Source organism: Sphingopyxis sp. (genome assembly GCF_036402335.1).
Lineage (GTDB): Bacteria > Pseudomonadota > Alphaproteobacteria > Sphingomonadales > Sphingomonadaceae > Sphingopyxis.
In genome coordinates this window covers 1-17004 of the sequence record NZ_DASWTD010000326.1, presented here as the reverse complement: position 1 = coordinate 17004, position 17004 = coordinate 1, and the positions used below count along the sequence as shown (strand labels likewise).

General features: G+C 65.9%; 12 protein-coding genes. 5 read left to right on the top strand and 7 right to left on the bottom strand.

Annotation, left to right across the window (positions count from 1 at the left end):
* The 5 genes from VGD20_RS10135 to VGD20_RS10115 form a co-directional block, all read right to left on the bottom strand.
* The coding region (locus VGD20_RS10135; RefSeq protein ID WP_331134324.1) for a S10 family peptidase at positions 1–1494 on the bottom strand (1494 nt) is incomplete at its 3' end.
* A gap of 35 nt (positions 1495–1529) precedes the next feature.
* Positions 1530–3344 (bottom strand): DUF885 domain-containing protein, encoded by a 1815-nt coding sequence (locus VGD20_RS10130; RefSeq protein ID WP_331134323.1) that lies wholly within the window; start codon positions 3342–3344, stop codon positions 1530–1532.
* Between the two features lie 8 nt (positions 3345–3352).
* Positions 3353–5107: a DUF885 domain-containing protein gene (locus VGD20_RS10125; protein WP_331134322.1), complete on the bottom strand. Its 1755-nt coding sequence runs from the start codon at positions 5105–5107 to the stop codon at positions 3353–3355.
* A gap of 14 nt (positions 5108–5121) precedes the next feature.
* Positions 5122–6831: a gamma-glutamyltransferase family protein gene (locus VGD20_RS10120; RefSeq protein ID WP_331134321.1), complete on the bottom strand. Its 1710-nt coding sequence runs from the start codon at positions 6829–6831 to the stop codon at positions 5122–5124.
* Positions 6832–6868: 37 nt separating this feature from the next.
* Positions 6869–9247 (bottom strand): glycoside hydrolase family 127 protein, encoded by a 2379-nt coding sequence (locus tag VGD20_RS10115; protein WP_331134320.1) that lies wholly within the window; start codon positions 9245–9247, stop codon positions 6869–6871.
* Between the two features lie 104 nt (positions 9248–9351).
* Between VGD20_RS10115 and VGD20_RS10110 the strand changes: the two genes are divergently transcribed.
* Positions 9352–10368: an Ldh family oxidoreductase gene (locus VGD20_RS10110; RefSeq protein ID WP_331134319.1), complete on the top strand. Its 1017-nt coding sequence runs from the start codon at positions 9352–9354 to the stop codon at positions 10366–10368.
* A 1-nt stretch (position 10369) separates the two neighbouring features.
* On the opposite strand, the gene VGD20_RS10105 is transcribed toward VGD20_RS10110, so the two are convergent.
* The gene (locus tag VGD20_RS10105; protein ID WP_331134318.1) at positions 10370–11572 is read right to left on the bottom strand and encodes a Xaa-Pro peptidase family protein; all 1203 of its coding nucleotides are present in this window, start codon (positions 11570–11572) and stop codon (positions 10370–10372) included.
* A gap of 1 nt (position 11573) precedes the next feature.
* Positions 11574–12848 carry an FAD-binding oxidoreductase gene (locus tag VGD20_RS10100; protein ID WP_331134317.1) on the bottom strand — a complete coding sequence of 425 codons (1275 nt, stop codon included), beginning with the start codon at positions 12846–12848 and terminating at the stop codon, positions 11574–11576.
* A 48-nt stretch (positions 12849–12896) separates the two neighbouring features.
* On the opposite strand from VGD20_RS10100, the gene VGD20_RS10095 reads away from it, so the two are divergent.
* Genes VGD20_RS10095 through VGD20_RS10080 form a run of 4 tightly spaced genes read left to right on the top strand, consistent with a single transcriptional unit; the run spans position 12897 to position 16967 of the window.
* Positions 12897–13811, top strand: a complete 915-nt coding sequence (locus VGD20_RS10095; RefSeq protein WP_331134316.1) for a dihydrodipicolinate synthase family protein — start codon at positions 12897–12899, stop codon at positions 13809–13811.
* Positions 13812–13831: 20 nt separating this feature from the next.
* Positions 13832–14830, top strand: coding sequence for a 4-hydroxyproline epimerase (locus VGD20_RS10090; RefSeq protein ID WP_331134315.1), 999 nt, complete (start codon positions 13832–13834; stop codon positions 14828–14830).
* A 7-nt stretch (positions 14831–14837) separates the two neighbouring features.
* The gene (locus VGD20_RS10085; RefSeq protein WP_331134314.1) at positions 14838–15485 is read left to right on the top strand and encodes a GntR family transcriptional regulator; all 648 of its coding nucleotides are present in this window, start codon (positions 14838–14840) and stop codon (positions 15483–15485) included.
* Between the two features lie 48 nt (positions 15486–15533).
* Positions 15534–16967, top strand: a complete 1434-nt coding sequence (locus VGD20_RS10080; RefSeq protein WP_331134313.1) for an amino acid permease — start codon at positions 15534–15536, stop codon at positions 16965–16967.
* Positions 16968–17004 lie beyond the last annotated feature (37 nt).

Below are 17004 nucleotides of genomic sequence, written 5' to 3'. Positions count from 1 at the left end.
TTCATAATAATGATAGGTCAGGTTCTGACGCAGCGACGGGTCGATCTGCATATGCTTCAAATCATATTCGGCGCCGAAGAAAGGCGTCGCCATGTCGTAATAGCCGTTGAGTGACAGCACTTTCAGATACGGATTCTGGCGCATCGCGGCCGACAGGTCGAGCGCGGTGTTGGCGAGCGCCATCTGCGCGCCGCCCTGTCGCCCGCCCGGTGCGCGGTGCTTCTGGTCCCAGTTGCCGCCGCCGATCTTGACATAATAGTTGGGGCGATAGGCGAGCTTTGTCTTGTAGCCGAGCGTGCCGAACAGATATTTGTTGAGCGCGCCAACATACGGCCCGCTGATCGCCGCGTCGGTCGTGTCATATTCGGGACCTTCGCCTGCCGCGTCGACGTCGATGCCGACGAAGCGCGAATCGAGCCGGCCGACGGTGCGCTTGCTGTCGCGCATCAACTCCTTGCGGAACCGCGACAGCTCGACGCGCAGGTCGGCGTCGAGGATATATTTGACCGACAGCCCGGTATAGGCGCTCATCTGCTGCGCGACGGCATTGCGTTCCTCGTCGCCGAGATCGGATCCCTTGGCGAGCGCCGCGGCGTAAGGACCCGTCGTCCATTGCCGCACTTCGGTCAGAAAGGGTTCGAGCGCCGCGGGCTTGTTGGGCAGCCGGTTATGGTACCAGGCGGTCGCGGCATAGGTCGGCAGATAAGTGAGGTAGATCTGGTCATACCCCGGCTGGCGTACGCCATAGTTCAGGATCGACGACAACAGCACGACGCCGTTCATCTGCACCCCGCGCTGCTGGAGCGCATAGACGAGGCCCGCGCCGCGCAGCGTGCCATAGCTTTCGCCGAACAGGAATTTGGGGCTGTCCCAGCGGTCGTTGATCGTGAGGTAGCGCATGATGCCGCGCGCGAAAGCGTCGATATCCTGATCGACGCCCCAGAATTCGGGACCCTTCGACTTGCCGATCGGGCGCGACAGCCCGGTGCCGATCGCATCGAGGAAAACGATGTCGGTCTTGTCGAGCATCGTCTCGGGATTGTTCCGGATGCGGTACGGCGCCGGCGCGGTGCTCCCCGCGGTCGGGGTTTCGACGAGCACCGGGCCGATCGACCCCATGTGCAGCCACATGCTCGACGATCCGGGCCCGCCGTTGAAGGTGAAGGTCACCGGGCGCGGCGCGGCGCCCTTCGGCCGGTCGGCGACATAGGCGACGTAGAACATGCTCGCGACCGCTTCGCCGTCGTCGTTGCGGATGGTGAGCGTGCCGGGGGTCGCGGTATAGGCGATCGTGCGCCCCGCGACCGTCACGCTGCCGCGCTTGGGCTGCGCATCCTCTTCGGCGCTGGCGCGCGCGATATCCTCTTCGGGTTCGTTCACGTCGGCCTTGGCGCTTTCGCTCTTGCCGGTTTCGGCCTTCTTGTCCTGCGCGGCGGCGGGAAGGGCGAGCGCCGCGGCGAGCGCGACGACGATCGGGGTACGGTTGATACGCATATTCTCTCCTGGGGATTATCTGTCTGGGGAAGGAATCAGGGGGCGACGGCGGTCGGGCCCTCGCCGCCGTTTGCGATGAATTTTTCGAGCTGCTGTTCGAGCACCGGAAGCGGCACCGACCCTAGGGCAAGGAAGGTGTCGTGGAACTTGCGCTGGTCGAACTTCGGCCCGAGCTTCGCCTCGGCCTCGGTGCGCAGCCGCCGGATCGTGATCTCGCCGAGCTTGTACGCGAGCGCCTGCCCCGGCCAGCTGATATAGCGGTCGATCTCGGTCTCCACGTCATGCTGCGCGAGCGCGGTGTGGCTCGCCAGATAGTCGATCGCCTTCTCGCGGCTCCAGCCATAATGATGGACGCCGGTGTCGACGACGAGCCGCGAGGCGCGCCACATCTCGAACGAGAGGCGGCCGAAATCCTCGTAGGGCGTGCGATAGATGCCCATCTTGGTGCCGAGCCATTCGGTGTAGAGCCCCCAGCCCTCGCCATAGCCCGAGAAATAGGTCTGGCGGCGGAACGCCGGCCATTTCGTCGTCTCGAGCGCGACCGCGGCCTGGAAGCTGTGCCCGGGCACGCATTCGTGCAGCGTCAGCGCCGGGATCTGGTACAGCGGGCGCGACGGCAGGTCGTAAGTGTTCATCAGGCAGGCATCGAGCCCGCCGCGTCCCGACGTATAGGTCGGGGCGATCGCATCGGGGACCGGCAGGATGGTGAAGCGGTAGCGCGGCAGGAAGCCGATCGTATATTTGAGCTGGCCGTCGGCGCGCTTGGCGACGAGCGCCGAGAAGGCGAGCAGCTCCTCGGGCGTCTTCGCATAGAATTGCGGGTCGGTACGCAGGAAGTGGATGAAGGCGGCAAGGTCGCCCTTGAAGCCCGCCTTGTCCTTCACCTGCTCCATCTCGGCGGTGATCCGCGCAACTTCCTTGAGGCCGATTTCGTGAATCTGCTCGGCGGTCAGCGCGGTGGTCGTATATTCGCGGATCTGCGCCTGATAAAAGGCCTTGCCGTCGGGCATCGCCTCGGCCGCCAGCGTCGTGCGCGCCTTCGGTAGATATTCGTCTTTGAAGAAGGTCAGCAGCTTGGCGTAGGCGGGCGCGACCGTCGCCGAAATCACCTGCCGGGCTTCGGCCCGCAACCGCTCCTGATCCGCCGCGGGGATCGTCGAGGGCATCTTGGTGAAGGCACCGTAGAAGGGGTTCTTTGCCGGGTCGGCGTCGACATAGGCGGCGATCGTCGCGTCGCGCCCTTCGAGCGAGGCGCGGGGAACGCTGAAGCCGCGTTTGAGCCCGGCGCGCATATTGACGGTCTGCTCGTCGAAATAGCGCGGAATGTCACGCATGCGGCCGATATAGCGCTGATATTCCTCGACCGACGGCCAAGCGTCGCGCGCGCTCAGTCCCGACCAGAACTGGCTGTCGGCGTTGAACGGCATTTCCCACGTCCGGTATTTTCCCTCGGCGACGAAGGCCTCGAGGCTGGTGCGGAACACCGCGGCGTTGATCTTTTCATTCTCCGACAATTGATCGACCGGAATCGCATCGAGCGCCGCCAGCGTCTTTTGCCAATAGGCCTGCCGCGCCGCCTGCGTCGCGGCGTCGACGCGCGGCAGGTGATCGGCCGATGCGGTGAAGGGCGGGTCGCCGACGCGGCGTGCGAACTCCTTCTGCCGCCATGCCCATTCTTCTTCGTAAAGTGCCTTCAGCCGGCTATCCGCGGTGTTGGCGGCGCTGTCGGGCGTGGCCGCCGCGGCCAAGGGGGCGGCCGCGGCGGGTGCTTCTGCCGCAGCGGGCGCAAGCGGCAGGAGAGCGAAGGTCGAAAGCAGGATCGTGCGGGTGAGCAACTTGAGTCTCCTCATCGAAAAAATCAGGCGGCGGGTTCGGGGTTCGGGTTCTTTCCGCCCCCGGCGACCCATTCGTCGAGCACGCGTTCGAGCGTCGGCAGCGGCACCGACCCGAGCCCGAGCAAGGTATCGTGGAACCAGCGCTGGTCGAAGTTCGCGCCGAGCTTTGCCTCGGCCTCGGCGCGCTTGCGGCGGATCAGCATCTCGCCGAGCTTGTAGGCGAGCGCCTGGCCGGGGTCGTTGATATAACGGTCGACCTCGATCGTGATCTCATGATCCGACAGCGCGGTGTGCGCCTTCATGAAATTGAGCGCCTGCTGGCGTGTCCAGCCCTTGTGGTGCAGCCCGGTATCGACGACGAGCCGCGCCGCGCGCCACATTTCATAGGTCTCGCGCCCGAACTCGTCATAGGGCGTTTCGTAAATGCCCATCTGGATGCCGAGCCATTCGGTATAGAGCCCCCAGCCTTCGCCATAGCCCGAGAAATAGGTCGTGCGCCGGATCTGCGGCCGGTCGGGTGCCTCGAGCGCGAGCGCAGCCTGGAAGCTGTGCCCTGGCGCGCATTCGTGCGCGGTCAGCGGCGGGATCGTATAGAGCGGCCGCGCCGGAAGATTGTACGTATTCATCAGGCAGCTCTCGAGCCCGCCGTTGCCGCCCGTGGCGAAGGGCGCGATATTGTCGGGGGTCTGCCGGATCGTGAAGCGGTAGCGCGGCAAATGGCCGACGAGGAATTTGAGCTGGCCGTTGATCTTGTTCGCGACATAGGCCGATTTGGCCATCAGTTCGTACGGCGACTTCGCGGTGAATTGCGGGTCGGTCTTGAGGAAGTGGAGGAAGCCGGCGAAATCGCCCTTCCAGCCCGCCGCCTTCATCGTCGCCTGCATGTCGGCGTCGATCCGCGCGACCTCCTTGATCCCGATTTCGTGGATCTGCTCGGGGGTCAGATCGAGCGTCGTGTACTGGCGGATCTTGGCGGCATAATAGGCCTTGCCGTCGGGCAGCGCCTCGCCCGCGATCGCGGTGCGCGCCTTGGGGATATATTCGTCGCGGACGAAGGCGCGCAGCTTCGCGAACGCGGGCGCGGCGGCCGATACCGCGGCGCGTCCTTCGGCGACCAACGCGGCGCGCTCGCTTTCGGGGATATTGCCCGGCATCGCAGCGAAGCTGGCGAACAGCGGATTCTTGTCGACATCGGCCGACGCCAGCGGCGCGATCGGCGCGTCGCGCCCGGCGAGCGAGACCTGCGGCTTGGTGAAGCCGCGCTTGAGGCCGGCGCGCATGTTGACGATCTGCTCGTCGATATAGCGCGGCATGTCGCCGAGCCGCTTGATATAATTGCGATAGGCATTGGCGTTCGAGAGCCCGCCGCGCGGCGCGATCCATGTCCAGAAAAAGAAGGGATCCTCATATTCGCGATATTTCTGTTCGACCCCGAACTCTTCGAGCGCGGTCTTGAACACCTCGGCATTGATCCGCTCTTCGGGCGACAGCTGGTCGAACGGGATCTTGTTCAGTTCGGTGAGCGCATTGTTCCAATAGGCGGCGCGGCGCGCCTGGCTCGCGGCATCGACGCGCGGGAAGCGGTCGGCGCCTTCGCGGTCGCCGTCGGGATCGAGCGCGAGTTCTTGCGTGCGCCATTGCCACTCGGCGTCGTACAGCGCCTTCAGTCGCGCGTCGGCCGAGGTGGGCGCCGCCTGGGCCGTGGCCTGCGCAAAAACGGGTGTAGCGGTGGCAAGGGCTGTGACGGCCAGCGCCGCGGCAGCGAAATATCGCATCATGTCTCTCCTGTTGATCAGTAACCGGCCGCGAGGCCGGCGCGGCGGGGGTCGGCGACGCCGGTCAGGCTGCCGTCGGGGTTGCGCTGGATCGCCTGGATCGATCCGAAGTGCCAATTATAGGGGGCGGTCGGGCGGACGTTGACGCCGTAGCGCGTCTTGAGTTCGTCGCGGACGGCCTGCGTCACGCGGCTCTCGACCACCATCGGCACCCCGGCCTGCGAACCCTGGAAACGCGGCGCGTCGACTGCCTGTTCGAGCGGCATGCCATATCCGAGCAGGTTGATCAGCGTGATCGTCACCGCACGCGACGACAGGCCGGGCGATCCGATCGTCATCCACGGCTTGCCGTCCTTCGCGACCATCGTCGGCGGGAAGGGCGAGATCACGCGGCGGCCGGGCCCCGCGGTATTGCCGGGGAAATTATTGCCGCTGTTCATCGCGATCCCGTCGACGACCATGCCGGTCGCGAAGGTGCTGCCGTAAACCGAGTGGGTGACCGAGGCCATATTGCCCTGTGCATCGACCGCGACGAGATGGTTGGTGTCGGTCGAATGGCGGTCGTGGGTGTCGAAGGATGCGGCGAGTTCGAGCGCGCTTCCCGGCATCGTCGCGGCTTGCGGCGCTACCGCGGGCTTGGGCAGGCTCGCGGTCACCTGCGCGGCGAAGCGCTTCGCATTCTCCTTCGACAGCAGCATCCCGGTCGGCACGTCATAGCTCAGCGGATCGCGAACGAATTCGTCGGTCGCGGTCTCGGCGTAACCGAAGGCGCGGCGGATCAGTTCGAGGCTTTCGGCGGACTGCGAATAATGCGGGCGGGCTTTCAGGTCGTAATTTTCGGCGACGTTGAGCACCATCGAGATCAGCGTGCCCGCGGTCGACGGCGGCGGCGCGCCGATGATCTCGTAACCATTATAGGTCGAGCGCAACGGCGTTTCCCAGCGTGCCTTGTATCCCGCGAGTTCCTCGGCGGTCAGCCCGCCGCCGGTGGCGCGCACTGCCGCGACGAAGCGCTGCGCCCATTCGCCGGTGTAGATATAGGCGGGCCCCTCGGCCGAAATGCGCTGCATCGCCTCTGCCAGTCGCGGATGCTTCACGATCGTGCCGACCGGCGGGACATAGCCGTCGGGCAGATATTCCTCGCGGCCCGACGGATAGGCCGAAAGCCGCGTCAGCGCCGCCTCGGCGAGTTCGCCGTAGAGGAAACTGTACATCGGATAGCCATCGTCGGCGAGCTTGATGGCAGGCTGGAAATAATCGGCCCATTTCAGCGTGCCGAAGCGATCGGCCGCCGCCTTCAGCCCCGCAACGGTGCCCGGGATGCCGATGCGCTTGCCCGACGTGTCGGGCAGCCGTTCGCCGCCCCCGCCGGTATATTGCGCCCAGCCGCCGCCGACCTGCGCATCCTTCGTATGGTCGAGTTCGGCGTCGAGATAATGATATTCCTTGGTCTTCGCGTCGTAATAGAGGATCGACACGCCGCCCGCGAGCGTCGTCATCTGCGGTTCGATCACCGCCTGCATCGGCACCGCGGTCAGCACGGCGTCGAGCGCGGTGCCGCCTTTCTTCATAACCTCGACCATCGCCTTGGTCACGGTGGGGTTCGACGAGGATGCCATCGCCGATTTGGCGTGGACCGCGGGCTTGGCACCCTGCTCCTGCGCAAACGTCGGTGCCGTAAATATCACCAGCCCAAGCGTGATCAGCAATCGATAGCGTCTGTCCATTTTGCGACCCCTGTCTCATTGTCGGATTAGGCGTGCGTCAAACCGTCCCTTCGGTTGAAGCGGGTGTGAAGATGCGGACCCCGAAAACGGGACCGCAGCGTGTCGTGTCGTTGGCCGGCTGGAAGCGGACGACGACGCTGTCCTTGCCGCGGGTCAGCTCGGCAGGGACTGGATAGTCGATCGTGAAAAAGTCGCCGGGATGCGCGCCGTCGAGCGCCTGCGTCGCGATCTTCGTCCCGTCGATCAATATGTCGAACAGCTTGTTCCGCTCTTCGCCCCAATAGGTCGCCTGCAGCACCAGCGGGCCGGGGCGGACCTTCGCCTTATATTCGAAGAAGCCGAAGGTCCGCGCGTCGCGCCCGTGGCGGCCGCGATAGGTGACGGCATAGCTGTTCTTGGCGGTGAGCCCATGGTCGCGCTCGGGCTGCATCTCGCCGAGGTTCATGACGTCGACCGAGCGCCGCGCGAGGTCTTGCTGCCGCGCATGTTCGGCAGCGAAAGCCACCTGCTCGCGCGCCCATCCGGCATCGTCGAAGCTCTTGAAATAGACCGCGGTCCGCCGGTCGCGCTGCTGGAAGAAGGGCGCGAAGCCGAGGTCGGCGGGGCGAGCGATGCCGGTGGTGCGGAATCGCCCGGCGGCAGCATCGACGGGCGCGAAGCCCGCGAGCAGGTCGGCCGCGACCAGCGCGGGGGCGGGCCCCTCGAACGGCTCGTCAGCCGGGCCAAGGTCGGCGGCGAGTACGACCGGGCCATGTAGCAAGGCGACCGTCGAAGGATCGTCGTTGGCGGCTTCGGTGCGCAGCCGCATCGGCAGCGTCAGCGCGATCCGGTCGCCCTTGGCCCAACGGCGGCGGATCACGGCATAATTGCCCGGGGTCCCAGCGGGCACAGGCTTGCCGTTGACCGTCAGCACCGCGCCTTCGCACCAGCCGGGGATGCGCAGCGCGACCGCGAAGTCGCGCGGGCGGTCGAGCGTCTCGACGGTGATCGCGACCTCTTCGCCGAACGGATAGGCGGTCTCCATCCGGAACGCCGCACCCTGATCGGCCCAGTTCGCGGTCGAGGCGATGTAGAGGTTCACCAACAGCGTGTCGCCGCTCTGCCACCACACCGAATCGCCATGTTTGGCGTGGCTCTCCATCCCCGACCCGACGCAGCACCAGAAATCGTCGAACGGCTTCGAAAACTTGCGCGCCGACCCCGACATCAGCGGCACCATATAGGCGAACATGCCCGTCGCCGGGTCCTGATGTGCAAGGATATGGTTGGTGTGCGCGCGCTCATAATAATCGAACAAGCGCGCCTCGGGCCGCCAGCCGTACAGGTGGCGGGTGAGCTTGAGCATATTATAGCTGTTGCAGCTCTCGCACGTCTGCTCGGTGATATGTTTCGAGATCGTCCGCGGCGCCGGGAAATATTCGCGGTCGGCATTGCCCCCGATGACATAGGAATAATCGCGGATCACCGTTTCCCAGAAGAAGCGCGCTGCGCGGGCGTCGCCGGGCTTGCCGGTCAACTCGTGCAGTCGCGCGAGCCCGATGATCTTGGGGATCTGGGTATTGGCGTGGATCCAAGGCAGCGAATCCTTGCCCTCGCTCAGTGGGTCGAGCACCTTGCGGTGGCGCAGACGCTCGGCCAGGCGGAGCCAGCGGGGGTCTTTCGTGCGCGCATGCAGCTCGGCGAAGCTTTCGTTGATCCCGCCATGCTCGCAATCGAGCACCTGCTGGACCTGATCGTCGCCCAGCGCGGCGAACACATCGTCGATATAGGCGCCGAGCCCGACCGCGACGGGCAGCGCCTTCGTATCGCCGCAAAGTGCCTGTGCATCGAACAGACCGGCGAACAATTTATGCCAGTTGTAGAAGGGCACCCAGCAACCGTTGAGGTCGAACCCCATCGAGCGGATGTCGCCGCGCTTCAGTTCGGCGAACAGCAGCTTTCCATCCTCGACGACATCGCCGCGCTTGCGCGTGAAGCCCGCGACATAGCCGTCGCCATGCGCCGCCTGCGCTGCAGCGAGTTCGTCGACGATATAGCCGGCGCGGCGTTTGCACTCGGCATCGCCCGTCTGCGCATACATCAGCGACAGCGCGGTCAGATAATGGCCGAGGCTGTGCCCCGCGATCGTATCGCTTTCCCAGCCGCCATAGACCGCGCCCTTGGGGGCGAGCCCGGCGCTGGTCCGGAAATTATGGAGCAGGCGGTCGGGTTCGAGCGCGTGCAGATAGCGGCGATTGGCATCGACGGCGTCGAGCCACGGCGATTCGAGCAGACGGACCGCCGACAGCGGCAGCGGTTTCGCGGGGCCGAAAGCCGTCGGTGCAGCCGGTGCTGCGTGGCCAAAAACGGGGACGAACGCCATCGATGCGACGCCCGCGAGCAGGGTTCGGCGATCGACGTGCCATCGTTGCATCATGCTCCCCTGAGTCTTTCGCTCGCCTTGGCAATAGCATATTATATAGTATACGAATTATGCAAGCGGCGATAATCGCCTCGGGAACATTTGATGAAAGAAGAGTGATGAGCGACGAGACCGTACGACTTTCGCTGGATGCAGTGGCGGCGCTGTCGCGCGACATCCTCACGCACCATGGCCTCGCGCCGCAGCATGTCGAGGCGGTCACCGAGACGATCGTTGCCGGCGAACGCGATGAATGTGCGAGCCACGGAATCTATCGCCTGCTGGTTTGCGTGAATACGCTGCGGACCGGCAAGGTAGTCAAGGACGCCGTCCCGGTGGCGCACGACGTCGCGCCCGCGCTGGTCCGGGTCGACGCGGGCGGCGGGTTTGCGCAGACCGCGTTCGGGACAGGTCTGCCGCTGTTGGTCGAAAAGGCACGGCAGAACGGGATCGCCGCACTCGGGATCAACAATTGTGTGCATTTCGCGGCGCTCTGGCCCGAGGTCGAGGCCGTCGCCGCGGCGGGACTGGTCGCATTCGCCTGCACCCCCAGCCATGCGTGGGTCGCGCCCGCGGGCGGGATCAAGCCGCTCTTCGGCACCAACCCGATCGCCTTCGGCTGGCCGCGCCCGGGCGATTATCCCTATGTTTTCGATTTCGCGACGAGCGCGGTCGCGCGCGGCGAGATCGAACTCCACCGCCGCGCGGGCAAGCCGATTCCCGAAGGCTGGGGCATCGATGCCCAGGGACAGTCCACGACCGATGCGAAGGCGGCGCTCGATGGCGCGATGCTGACCTTCGGCGGTCACAAGGGCTCGGCGTTGGCGACGATGGTCGAACTGATCGCGGGGCCGCTGATCGGTGATCTCACCAGTGCCGAATCGATCGCGCTCGACGCCGGTGCCGGCTCGTCGCCGATCGGCGGCGAATTCATCCTCGCGATCGATCCCGCCGGGTTTCTCGGGGCCGCGACGGTGGATCATATCGAGCGTGCCGAGGCGGTGTTCGACGCGATCACGGGACAAGGCGCCCGCCTGCCGTCGCAGCGGCGCTTCGAAGCGCGCGCGCGCAGCCTTGCGGGCGGCGTGCAGGTGCCGCGCAAGCTCTACGAGGATGTGCGGGCGCTGCTGGGCTAGCTCAGCCGAACGGCCGGTCGATCGCGGGCGAGGGTTCGGTGAACCATCTGGCGCCGCTTTCGGTCATGTAGAAATGATCCTCGAGCCGGACGCCGAAGCGGTCGGGGATGACGATCATCGGCTCGTTCGAAAAGCACATGCCGGGCGCGAGCGGGGTGGTGTCGCCGCGCACCAGATAGGCGGGCTCGTGGATCGACAGGCCGATGCCGTGACCGGTACGGTGCGGCAGCCCGGGCAGGCGATAGTCGGGACCGAGCCCCGCCTTTTCGAGCACCGCGCGCGCCGCCGCATCGACCGCCTCGCACGGCGCGCCGGGCAGCGCGGCGTCGAACGCAGCGGCCTGCGCTTCTTTTTCGAGCGCCCAGATATGGCGCTGGTCGGCGTCCGCCTCGCCATAGACATAGGTGCGCGTGATGTCGGAATTATAGCCTTCGATGAGGCAGCCGACGTCGATCAGCACGACGTCGCCTTCCTGCAGCTGCGCGTCGCCGGGCAGCCCGTGCGGGAAGGCGGTGGCGCGGCCGAACTGGACGATGCAGAAGCTGTTGCCGCCGGGCGCGCCGATCGCGCGGTGCGCTTCCTCCAGGAACCGCGTAACCTCGCTCGCGCGGATTCCGGGGGCAAGGATGCGCGCGGCGCGGCGATGCACTTCGAGCGTCATCGACTTTGCCTGCTGGAGCAGCGCGAGTTCGGCGGCCGATTTGTGCATCCGGCAACCGTCGACGATCGGGCTGCCATCGACGATGTCGAGCGACGGCCCGGCGCGGCGGATGCGGTCGACGAACAGGAATGCCATCGCGGGATCCATCGCGAGCGTTGTCGCCCCGATCTCGCGCAACGCGGCGACGACCAACTCGGACGGACTTTCGTCCTCCTCCCACAATCGCAGATCGAGCTCGACCTTGAGGTCGGCCTCGAGCGTGCCGAGTTCAAAGGCCGGCGCGATCACGATCGGCTTGCCCGTTGCGGGCAGCAGCATCGCGACGAGCCTTTCGGTCGCCCCCCACGGGATGCCGGCGAAATAGCGCAAGCTCGCGCCCGCCCCGACCAGCAGCGCATCGGCGCCGCCTTCGCGCATCAGTCGTCGCGCCTTTTCGATTCGCGCCTCGCGTTCGCGGGCGGTGATCGGTGCGGCGCGGTCGGTCCAGGGGGTGATCGCGGCGAGTTCCTGTGCGGCGGTCGATCCGCCGATTCCGTTGCTCATGTCAGGCTCCAAAACGTTTGAGGTCGAAGGGGGAAAGGTCGAAAGGCGTCGCATCGCCGGTGACGAGCGCGGCAACGGCATCGCCCGTCGTCGCGGCGAGGGTGAGGCCGAGATGCTGGTGCCCGAACGCATAGAAGAGGTTCGCCGCGCGGTCGCTCCGTCCGATGGCGGGGAGATAATCGGGCAAGGTCGGCCGCGCCCCCATCCATTCGGCGCCGGGCAGGCCGAACGACAGGCCGAGCGCCGCAACATGGCTGCGCAACCGTGCCCATTTGCGCGGGTCGGCGGGGCTCGCGCGGCGGCCGAATTCGACGAAGCTCGCGGCGCGAAGACCCGAGCGGAAGCGGGTGACGATCATCGACCGGTCCTCGAACACCACCGGCGGCATGCCCATCGGCCAGTCGGTCGCGGCCGACTGGATATGATAGCCGCGCTCGGCGATGATCGGCACGCGCTGGCCGATCGACGCCATCAGCGCCCCCGACGCAGCACCGCCCGCGATCACCATCGCATCGGCGGCGTGGTGCGTCCCGTCGTCGGCGATGGCGACGGCACGGCCGTTCTCGATGGCCAGCCGATCGATTCTGGCAGCGATTCGCACGCCGCCGGCCGCGTCGAACCCGGCGCGCAGCGCATCGCCCAGCGCGTCGAGGTCGGCGATCTGGCCCGACCCGGCGATATGCACCGCGCCGGCGACCGGAGCCGATGTCAACGCGGCAAGCCGGCCCAGTTCGCCCGGCGACGCATCGCGCATCGCTGCCTGCCCGATGTCGGTCGCCGCCCAATGCGCGCGGCCGGCTTCGGCGCTCGCGGGGCTTTCCCAGACGATGAAATGGCCATCCTCGGCGAGCAGGTCGCTCGCTCCGATTCGGCCCAGCAGCCGGCGCCACGCCGCCATCGCGTCGCCGAGCGCGTCGCCGAGCGCCGCCCGGCCCGCGGCAAAGCGCGCGGGGCTGGTTGCGGCGACCAGCCGCAGCGAGAAGGGCAGCCATGCGCCGATATCGCGCAGCGGCAGCGACAGCGCGCCGCCGCGCCAGAACAGGCGACGCGGCATCGACCGGACCGTCGCGCGCGATGCGAGCGGTTCGACCTGTTCGACAGCGATATGGCCGGCATTGCCCCATGACGCGGCAGGGGACGGCGGCGGCGAATCGATCAATGTGACTGAAATATCGCGCTTTTGCAGCGCGATAGCGGTGGCAAGGCCGACCACGCCGCCGCCGATGACGACGGCTTTTCGGGGATCGGAGGGGCGAGCTAGAAAATCATTTGGCATCTTGTATCATATACCGTATACGATCCGAAGCTTCAACGGAGGTAATGAATGAGCGTGATAAGGACACTGTGGGAAGGCGTATATCCCGCAGCTACCACTCAATTCGCCGAAGATCTGTCGGTCGATTTCGATGCAACCCAGCGTGTACAGAGCGCGCTCGTCGACGACGGTGTGACCGGGCTGATCATCCTGGGCACGTGCGGCGAGAATAATTCGCTCGAGCCCGACGAAAAGCGCGATGTGCTGCAAGGTGCGGTCGAAGCCGTCGCCGGGCGCGTGCCCGTCGTCGCTGGCGTGTCCGAATTCACCACCGCGCGTGCGATCCAATATGCGAAGGATGCCGAAAAGCTTGGCGCCGACGCGATCATGCTGCTTCCCGCGATGGTCTATGTGCCGACACCCGAAGAGCTGCAGGCGCATTTCCGCGCCGTCGCCGAAGCGACTGCGCTGCCGGTCATGCTCTACAACAATCCGCCCGCGTATCGGGTCGACGTCGATTTCGCGACGCTCGAGGCGTTGCGCGATGTACCCAACATCGTCGCGATCAAGGAAAGCGCGCCCGACCCGCGCCGCTTCACCGACGTCTTCAACCGCTTCGGCGATCGCTATACGGTGATGGCCGGCCTCGACGACGTCGCGCTCGAGGGACTGTTCCTCGGCGCGAGCGGCTGGGTCTCGGGTCTGACCAGCGCTTTCCCGACCGAATCGGTCCGCCTTGTCGAGGCTTTCGACGAAGGCAAATATGACGAGGCGCTGACGATCTACCGCTGGTTCATGCCGCTGCTCCATCTTGACGCCGACCACGACCTCGTCCAGTCGATCAAACTCGCTGAAGAGATCATGGGGCGCGGATCCGAACGCGTGCGCATGCCGCGCCTGCCGCTCGCCGGCCAGCGCCGCAAGGACGTGATCGCGATGGTCGAAAAATGCGCGGCGACCCAGCCGAGCAAGATCGCGGCATAAACCGACAGGCTGGTCTTTCCATGCGTCACACCTTTTTCTGTATCGACGGCCATACCGCCGGAAATCCGGTCCGGCTGGTCGCCGGTGGTGCGCCGCTCGTCCGCGGAGGGTCGATGGGCGAGCGGCGCGAGGATTTCCTGGGCCGTTTCGACTGGATCCGGACCAGCCTGTGTTTCGAGCCGCGCGGGCACGACATGATGTCGGGTGGATTTCTGTATCCGCCCACGCAACCCGACAGTGACATCGGCATATTGTTCATCGAAACCAGCGGCTGCCTGCCGATGTGCGGCCATGGCACGATCGGCCTCATCACCTTCGGGCTGGAGAACGGGCTGATTACGCCGCGCACCCCCGGCAAGCTGCGCGTCGAGGTTCCGGCCGGCATCATCGATGTCGAATATGGCACCGAAGGCGACCGGGTCGCGTGGGTGCGGATTCGCAATGTGCCCTCGTACCTCGCCGCCGAAGGAGTCGAAATCGACGTTCCGGGCTTCGGCCGGCTCAAGGTCGACGTCGCCTATGGCGGCAATTATTACGCTATCGTCGAACCGCAGGGGCCTTACATCGGCCTCGATGCGCTCGGCGCGTCGCGGATCGTCGATTTGAGCCGCACCGTCCGCTCGCTGATGCAGAAGGTCTGCGAGCCGGTGCATCCGGTCGATCCGCGTATACGCGGGGTCAGCCATGTGATGTGGACCGACCGGCCCAAGGGCGAGGGCGCCGACGCCCGCAATGCGGTCTTTTATGGCGAACGCGCGATCGATCGCAGCCCGTGCGGCACGGGCACCTCGGCACGAATGGCGCAGCTCGTCGCCAAGGGACGGCTCGGGGTCGGCGACCGTTTCGTCCACGAAAGCTATATCGGCAGCCGCTTTATCGGGCGCGTCGAGGACCGGACGATGCTCGGCGCCACCCCTGCGATCATACCCTCGATCGAAGGGTCGGCGATCGCCACCGGATTCAACACAATCTGGGTCGATCACGCAGACACCTTCTGGAATGGATTTTCGGTGCTATGAGGCGTTCATGAGCCTCATCATCAGAAACCTTTCCGACCAGCTGGTGGACCTCGTCCGCGACCGTATCCTTTCGGGGGTCGTATCCAGCGAACATGCCATCCGGCAGGACGCGCTCGCCGCCGAACTCGGCGTCAGCAAGATCCCGCTTCGCGAGGCGCTCGCTCGCCTCGAAGAGGAAGGACTGGTCCGATCACAAGCGAACCGCGGCTTCTTCGTGCGCTCGCTCAGCGCGGCGGAAGCACAGGAAGTCTATGAACTGCGCATCAAGCTCGAGCCCGATGCCACCGCGCTCGCTGCGTTGCACGCGACCGCGGACGACCATGCCCATGCGATCGAAACGCTCGATACGCTCGATCACGTCACCGACGAGCATGGCGACGGCGTCGGCGCCTTCAACCGCGCCTTTCACCGGGCGTTGTTCCGCCCGTGCGGCCAGCCGATCACCGTCAGCATTCTCGAACGACTGCAGGTGCTCTCCGAACGCTATGTGCGCGTGCATCTCGAGCCGCTCGGGCGCGACGAGCGCGCGAACGAGGAGCATCACCAGCTGCTCGAAGCATGGCTCGCGCGCGATGCCGACAAGATTTCAGTGCTGGTCGATGCGCATATCCGCAAGACGCTGGACGATCTGCGACAGCAGCTCGTCGACGATTAACAGGGGAGCCGGCCTGCCGTCGGCTCCGATATTCGGGAGGAGCAATAGGTGGCAGCAGGTTTTTTCGGGCCGATAAAGCCCATTGCGGTTTCACAGCAGGAGGCGGGGCATAGTCTGCGCGCCACGCTGAGCTGGCCGCATCTCGTGGCGCTCGGGGTCGGTGCGATCGTCGGCACCGGCATCTATACGCTGACCGGCGTCGGCGCCGAGCGCGCGGGTCCGGCGGTGATCCTCGCCTTTGCTATTGCCGGCGCCGTCTGCGCCTGCGCGGCGCTCGCCTATGCCGAACTCGCGACGATGATCCCGACGTCGGGCAGCGCCTATACCTATACTTATTCGGTGCTCGGCGAGGCGCTGGCCTGGATTGTCGGATGGAGCCTGATCCTCGAATATTCGCTCGCCTGCTCGACCGTCGCGGTCGGCTGGTCGGGCTATCTGGTCGGCTGGATACAATCCGCGGGCATCCAACTGCCGCCCGCCCTGTTATCCGGCCCGCACGCGGGCGGCATCGTCAATCTTCCCGCGGTGATCGTCGCGCTCGCAGTTGCCGGCATGCTGATGGCGGGAACGCGTGAAAGCGCGACGCTCAACATCATCCTCGTCGTGATCAAGCTCGTTGCGCTGTCTATCTTTGTCGCCTTTGCGGCACCCGCCTTCAACGCCGACAATCTCCAGCCCTTCATGCCCTATGGCTTTGCGAGCCATGTCGATGCGGGCGGTGCGACCAAGGGGGTGATGGCGGCCGCGGCGATCGTCTTCTTCGCCTTCTATGGCTTCGACGCGGTCGCGACCTCGGCCGAGGAAACGAAGAATCCCAAGCGCGACCTGACGATCGGCATCATCGGGTCGATGGCGATCTGCACGCTCATCTACATGCTCGTCGCGATCAGCGCGATCGGCGCGATGCATTATACGACGCTCGGCAACTCGCCCGAGCCGCTCGCGCTGGTACTGCGCACGCTCGGCCACCCGGTCGCCTCGCACCTCGTCGCGCTCGCCGCGCTCATCGCGCTGCCGTCGGTCATCCTCGTGATGATGTACGGCCAGAGCCGTGTTTTCTTCGTGATGAGCCGCGACGGCCTGCTGCCGCGCTCGCTGAGCCGCGTTTCGAAGCGCACCGGCACGCCGGTGTTCGTCACCGGCGTGACCGGCATCTTCGTCGCGGGCGTCGCGGGCTTCTTCCGCCTCGACGAGATTGCCGAGCTTGCCAATGCGGGAACGCTGATCGCCTTCATCGCGGTCGGTGTCTGCCTGATGGTACTGCGCAGGAAGGCGCCTGACCTGCCGCGCGTATTCCGTTGCCCGGCGCCCTATCTGGTCGGCTCGCTTGCGGTGCTGGGCTGCCTCTATCTGCTGTTCAGCCTGCCCAGCATGACGCTGGTGCGCTTCCTTGGCTGGAACATCCTCGGCATCCTCGTCTATCTCGCCTACGGCCGCGCGCGCAGTCTCGCGCGGCGGGACCAGGCCGTCGTCGGGATCTGACGAAGAAGGGAAAGGGCGATTGCCGGCCAGCCGGCAA

Excerpts from the sequence above, each read along its gene's own strand:
- VGD20_RS10130 (WP_331134323.1), bottom strand. The coding sequence starts at position 3,344 with ATGAGGAGACTCAAGTTGCTCACCCGCACGATCCTGCTTTCGACCTTC.
- VGD20_RS10125 (WP_331134322.1), bottom strand. The coding sequence starts at position 5,107 with ATGATGCGATATTTCGCTGCCGCGGCGCTGGCCGTCACAGCCCTTGCC.
- VGD20_RS10120 (WP_331134321.1), bottom strand. The coding sequence starts at position 6,831 with ATGGACAGACGCTATCGATTGCTGATCACGCTTGGGCTGGTGATATTT.
- VGD20_RS10115 (WP_331134320.1), bottom strand. The coding sequence starts at position 9,247 with ATGATGCAACGATGGCACGTCGATCGCCGAACCCTGCTCGCGGGCGTC.
- VGD20_RS10110 (WP_331134319.1), top strand. The coding sequence starts at position 9,352 with ATGAGCGACGAGACCGTACGACTTTCGCTGGATGCAGTGGCGGCGCTG.
- VGD20_RS10105 (WP_331134318.1), bottom strand. The coding sequence starts at position 11,572 with ATGAGCAACGGAATCGGCGGATCGACCGCCGCACAGGAACTCGCCGCG.
- VGD20_RS10100 (WP_331134317.1), bottom strand. The coding sequence starts at position 12,848 with ATGCCAAATGATTTTCTAGCTCGCCCCTCCGATCCCCGAAAAGCCGTC.
- VGD20_RS10095 (WP_331134316.1), top strand. The coding sequence starts at position 12,897 with ATGAGCGTGATAAGGACACTGTGGGAAGGCGTATATCCCGCAGCTACC.
- VGD20_RS10090 (WP_331134315.1), top strand. The coding sequence starts at position 13,832 with ATGCGTCACACCTTTTTCTGTATCGACGGCCATACCGCCGGAAATCCG.
- VGD20_RS10085 (WP_331134314.1), top strand. The coding sequence starts at position 14,838 with ATGAGCCTCATCATCAGAAACCTTTCCGACCAGCTGGTGGACCTCGTC.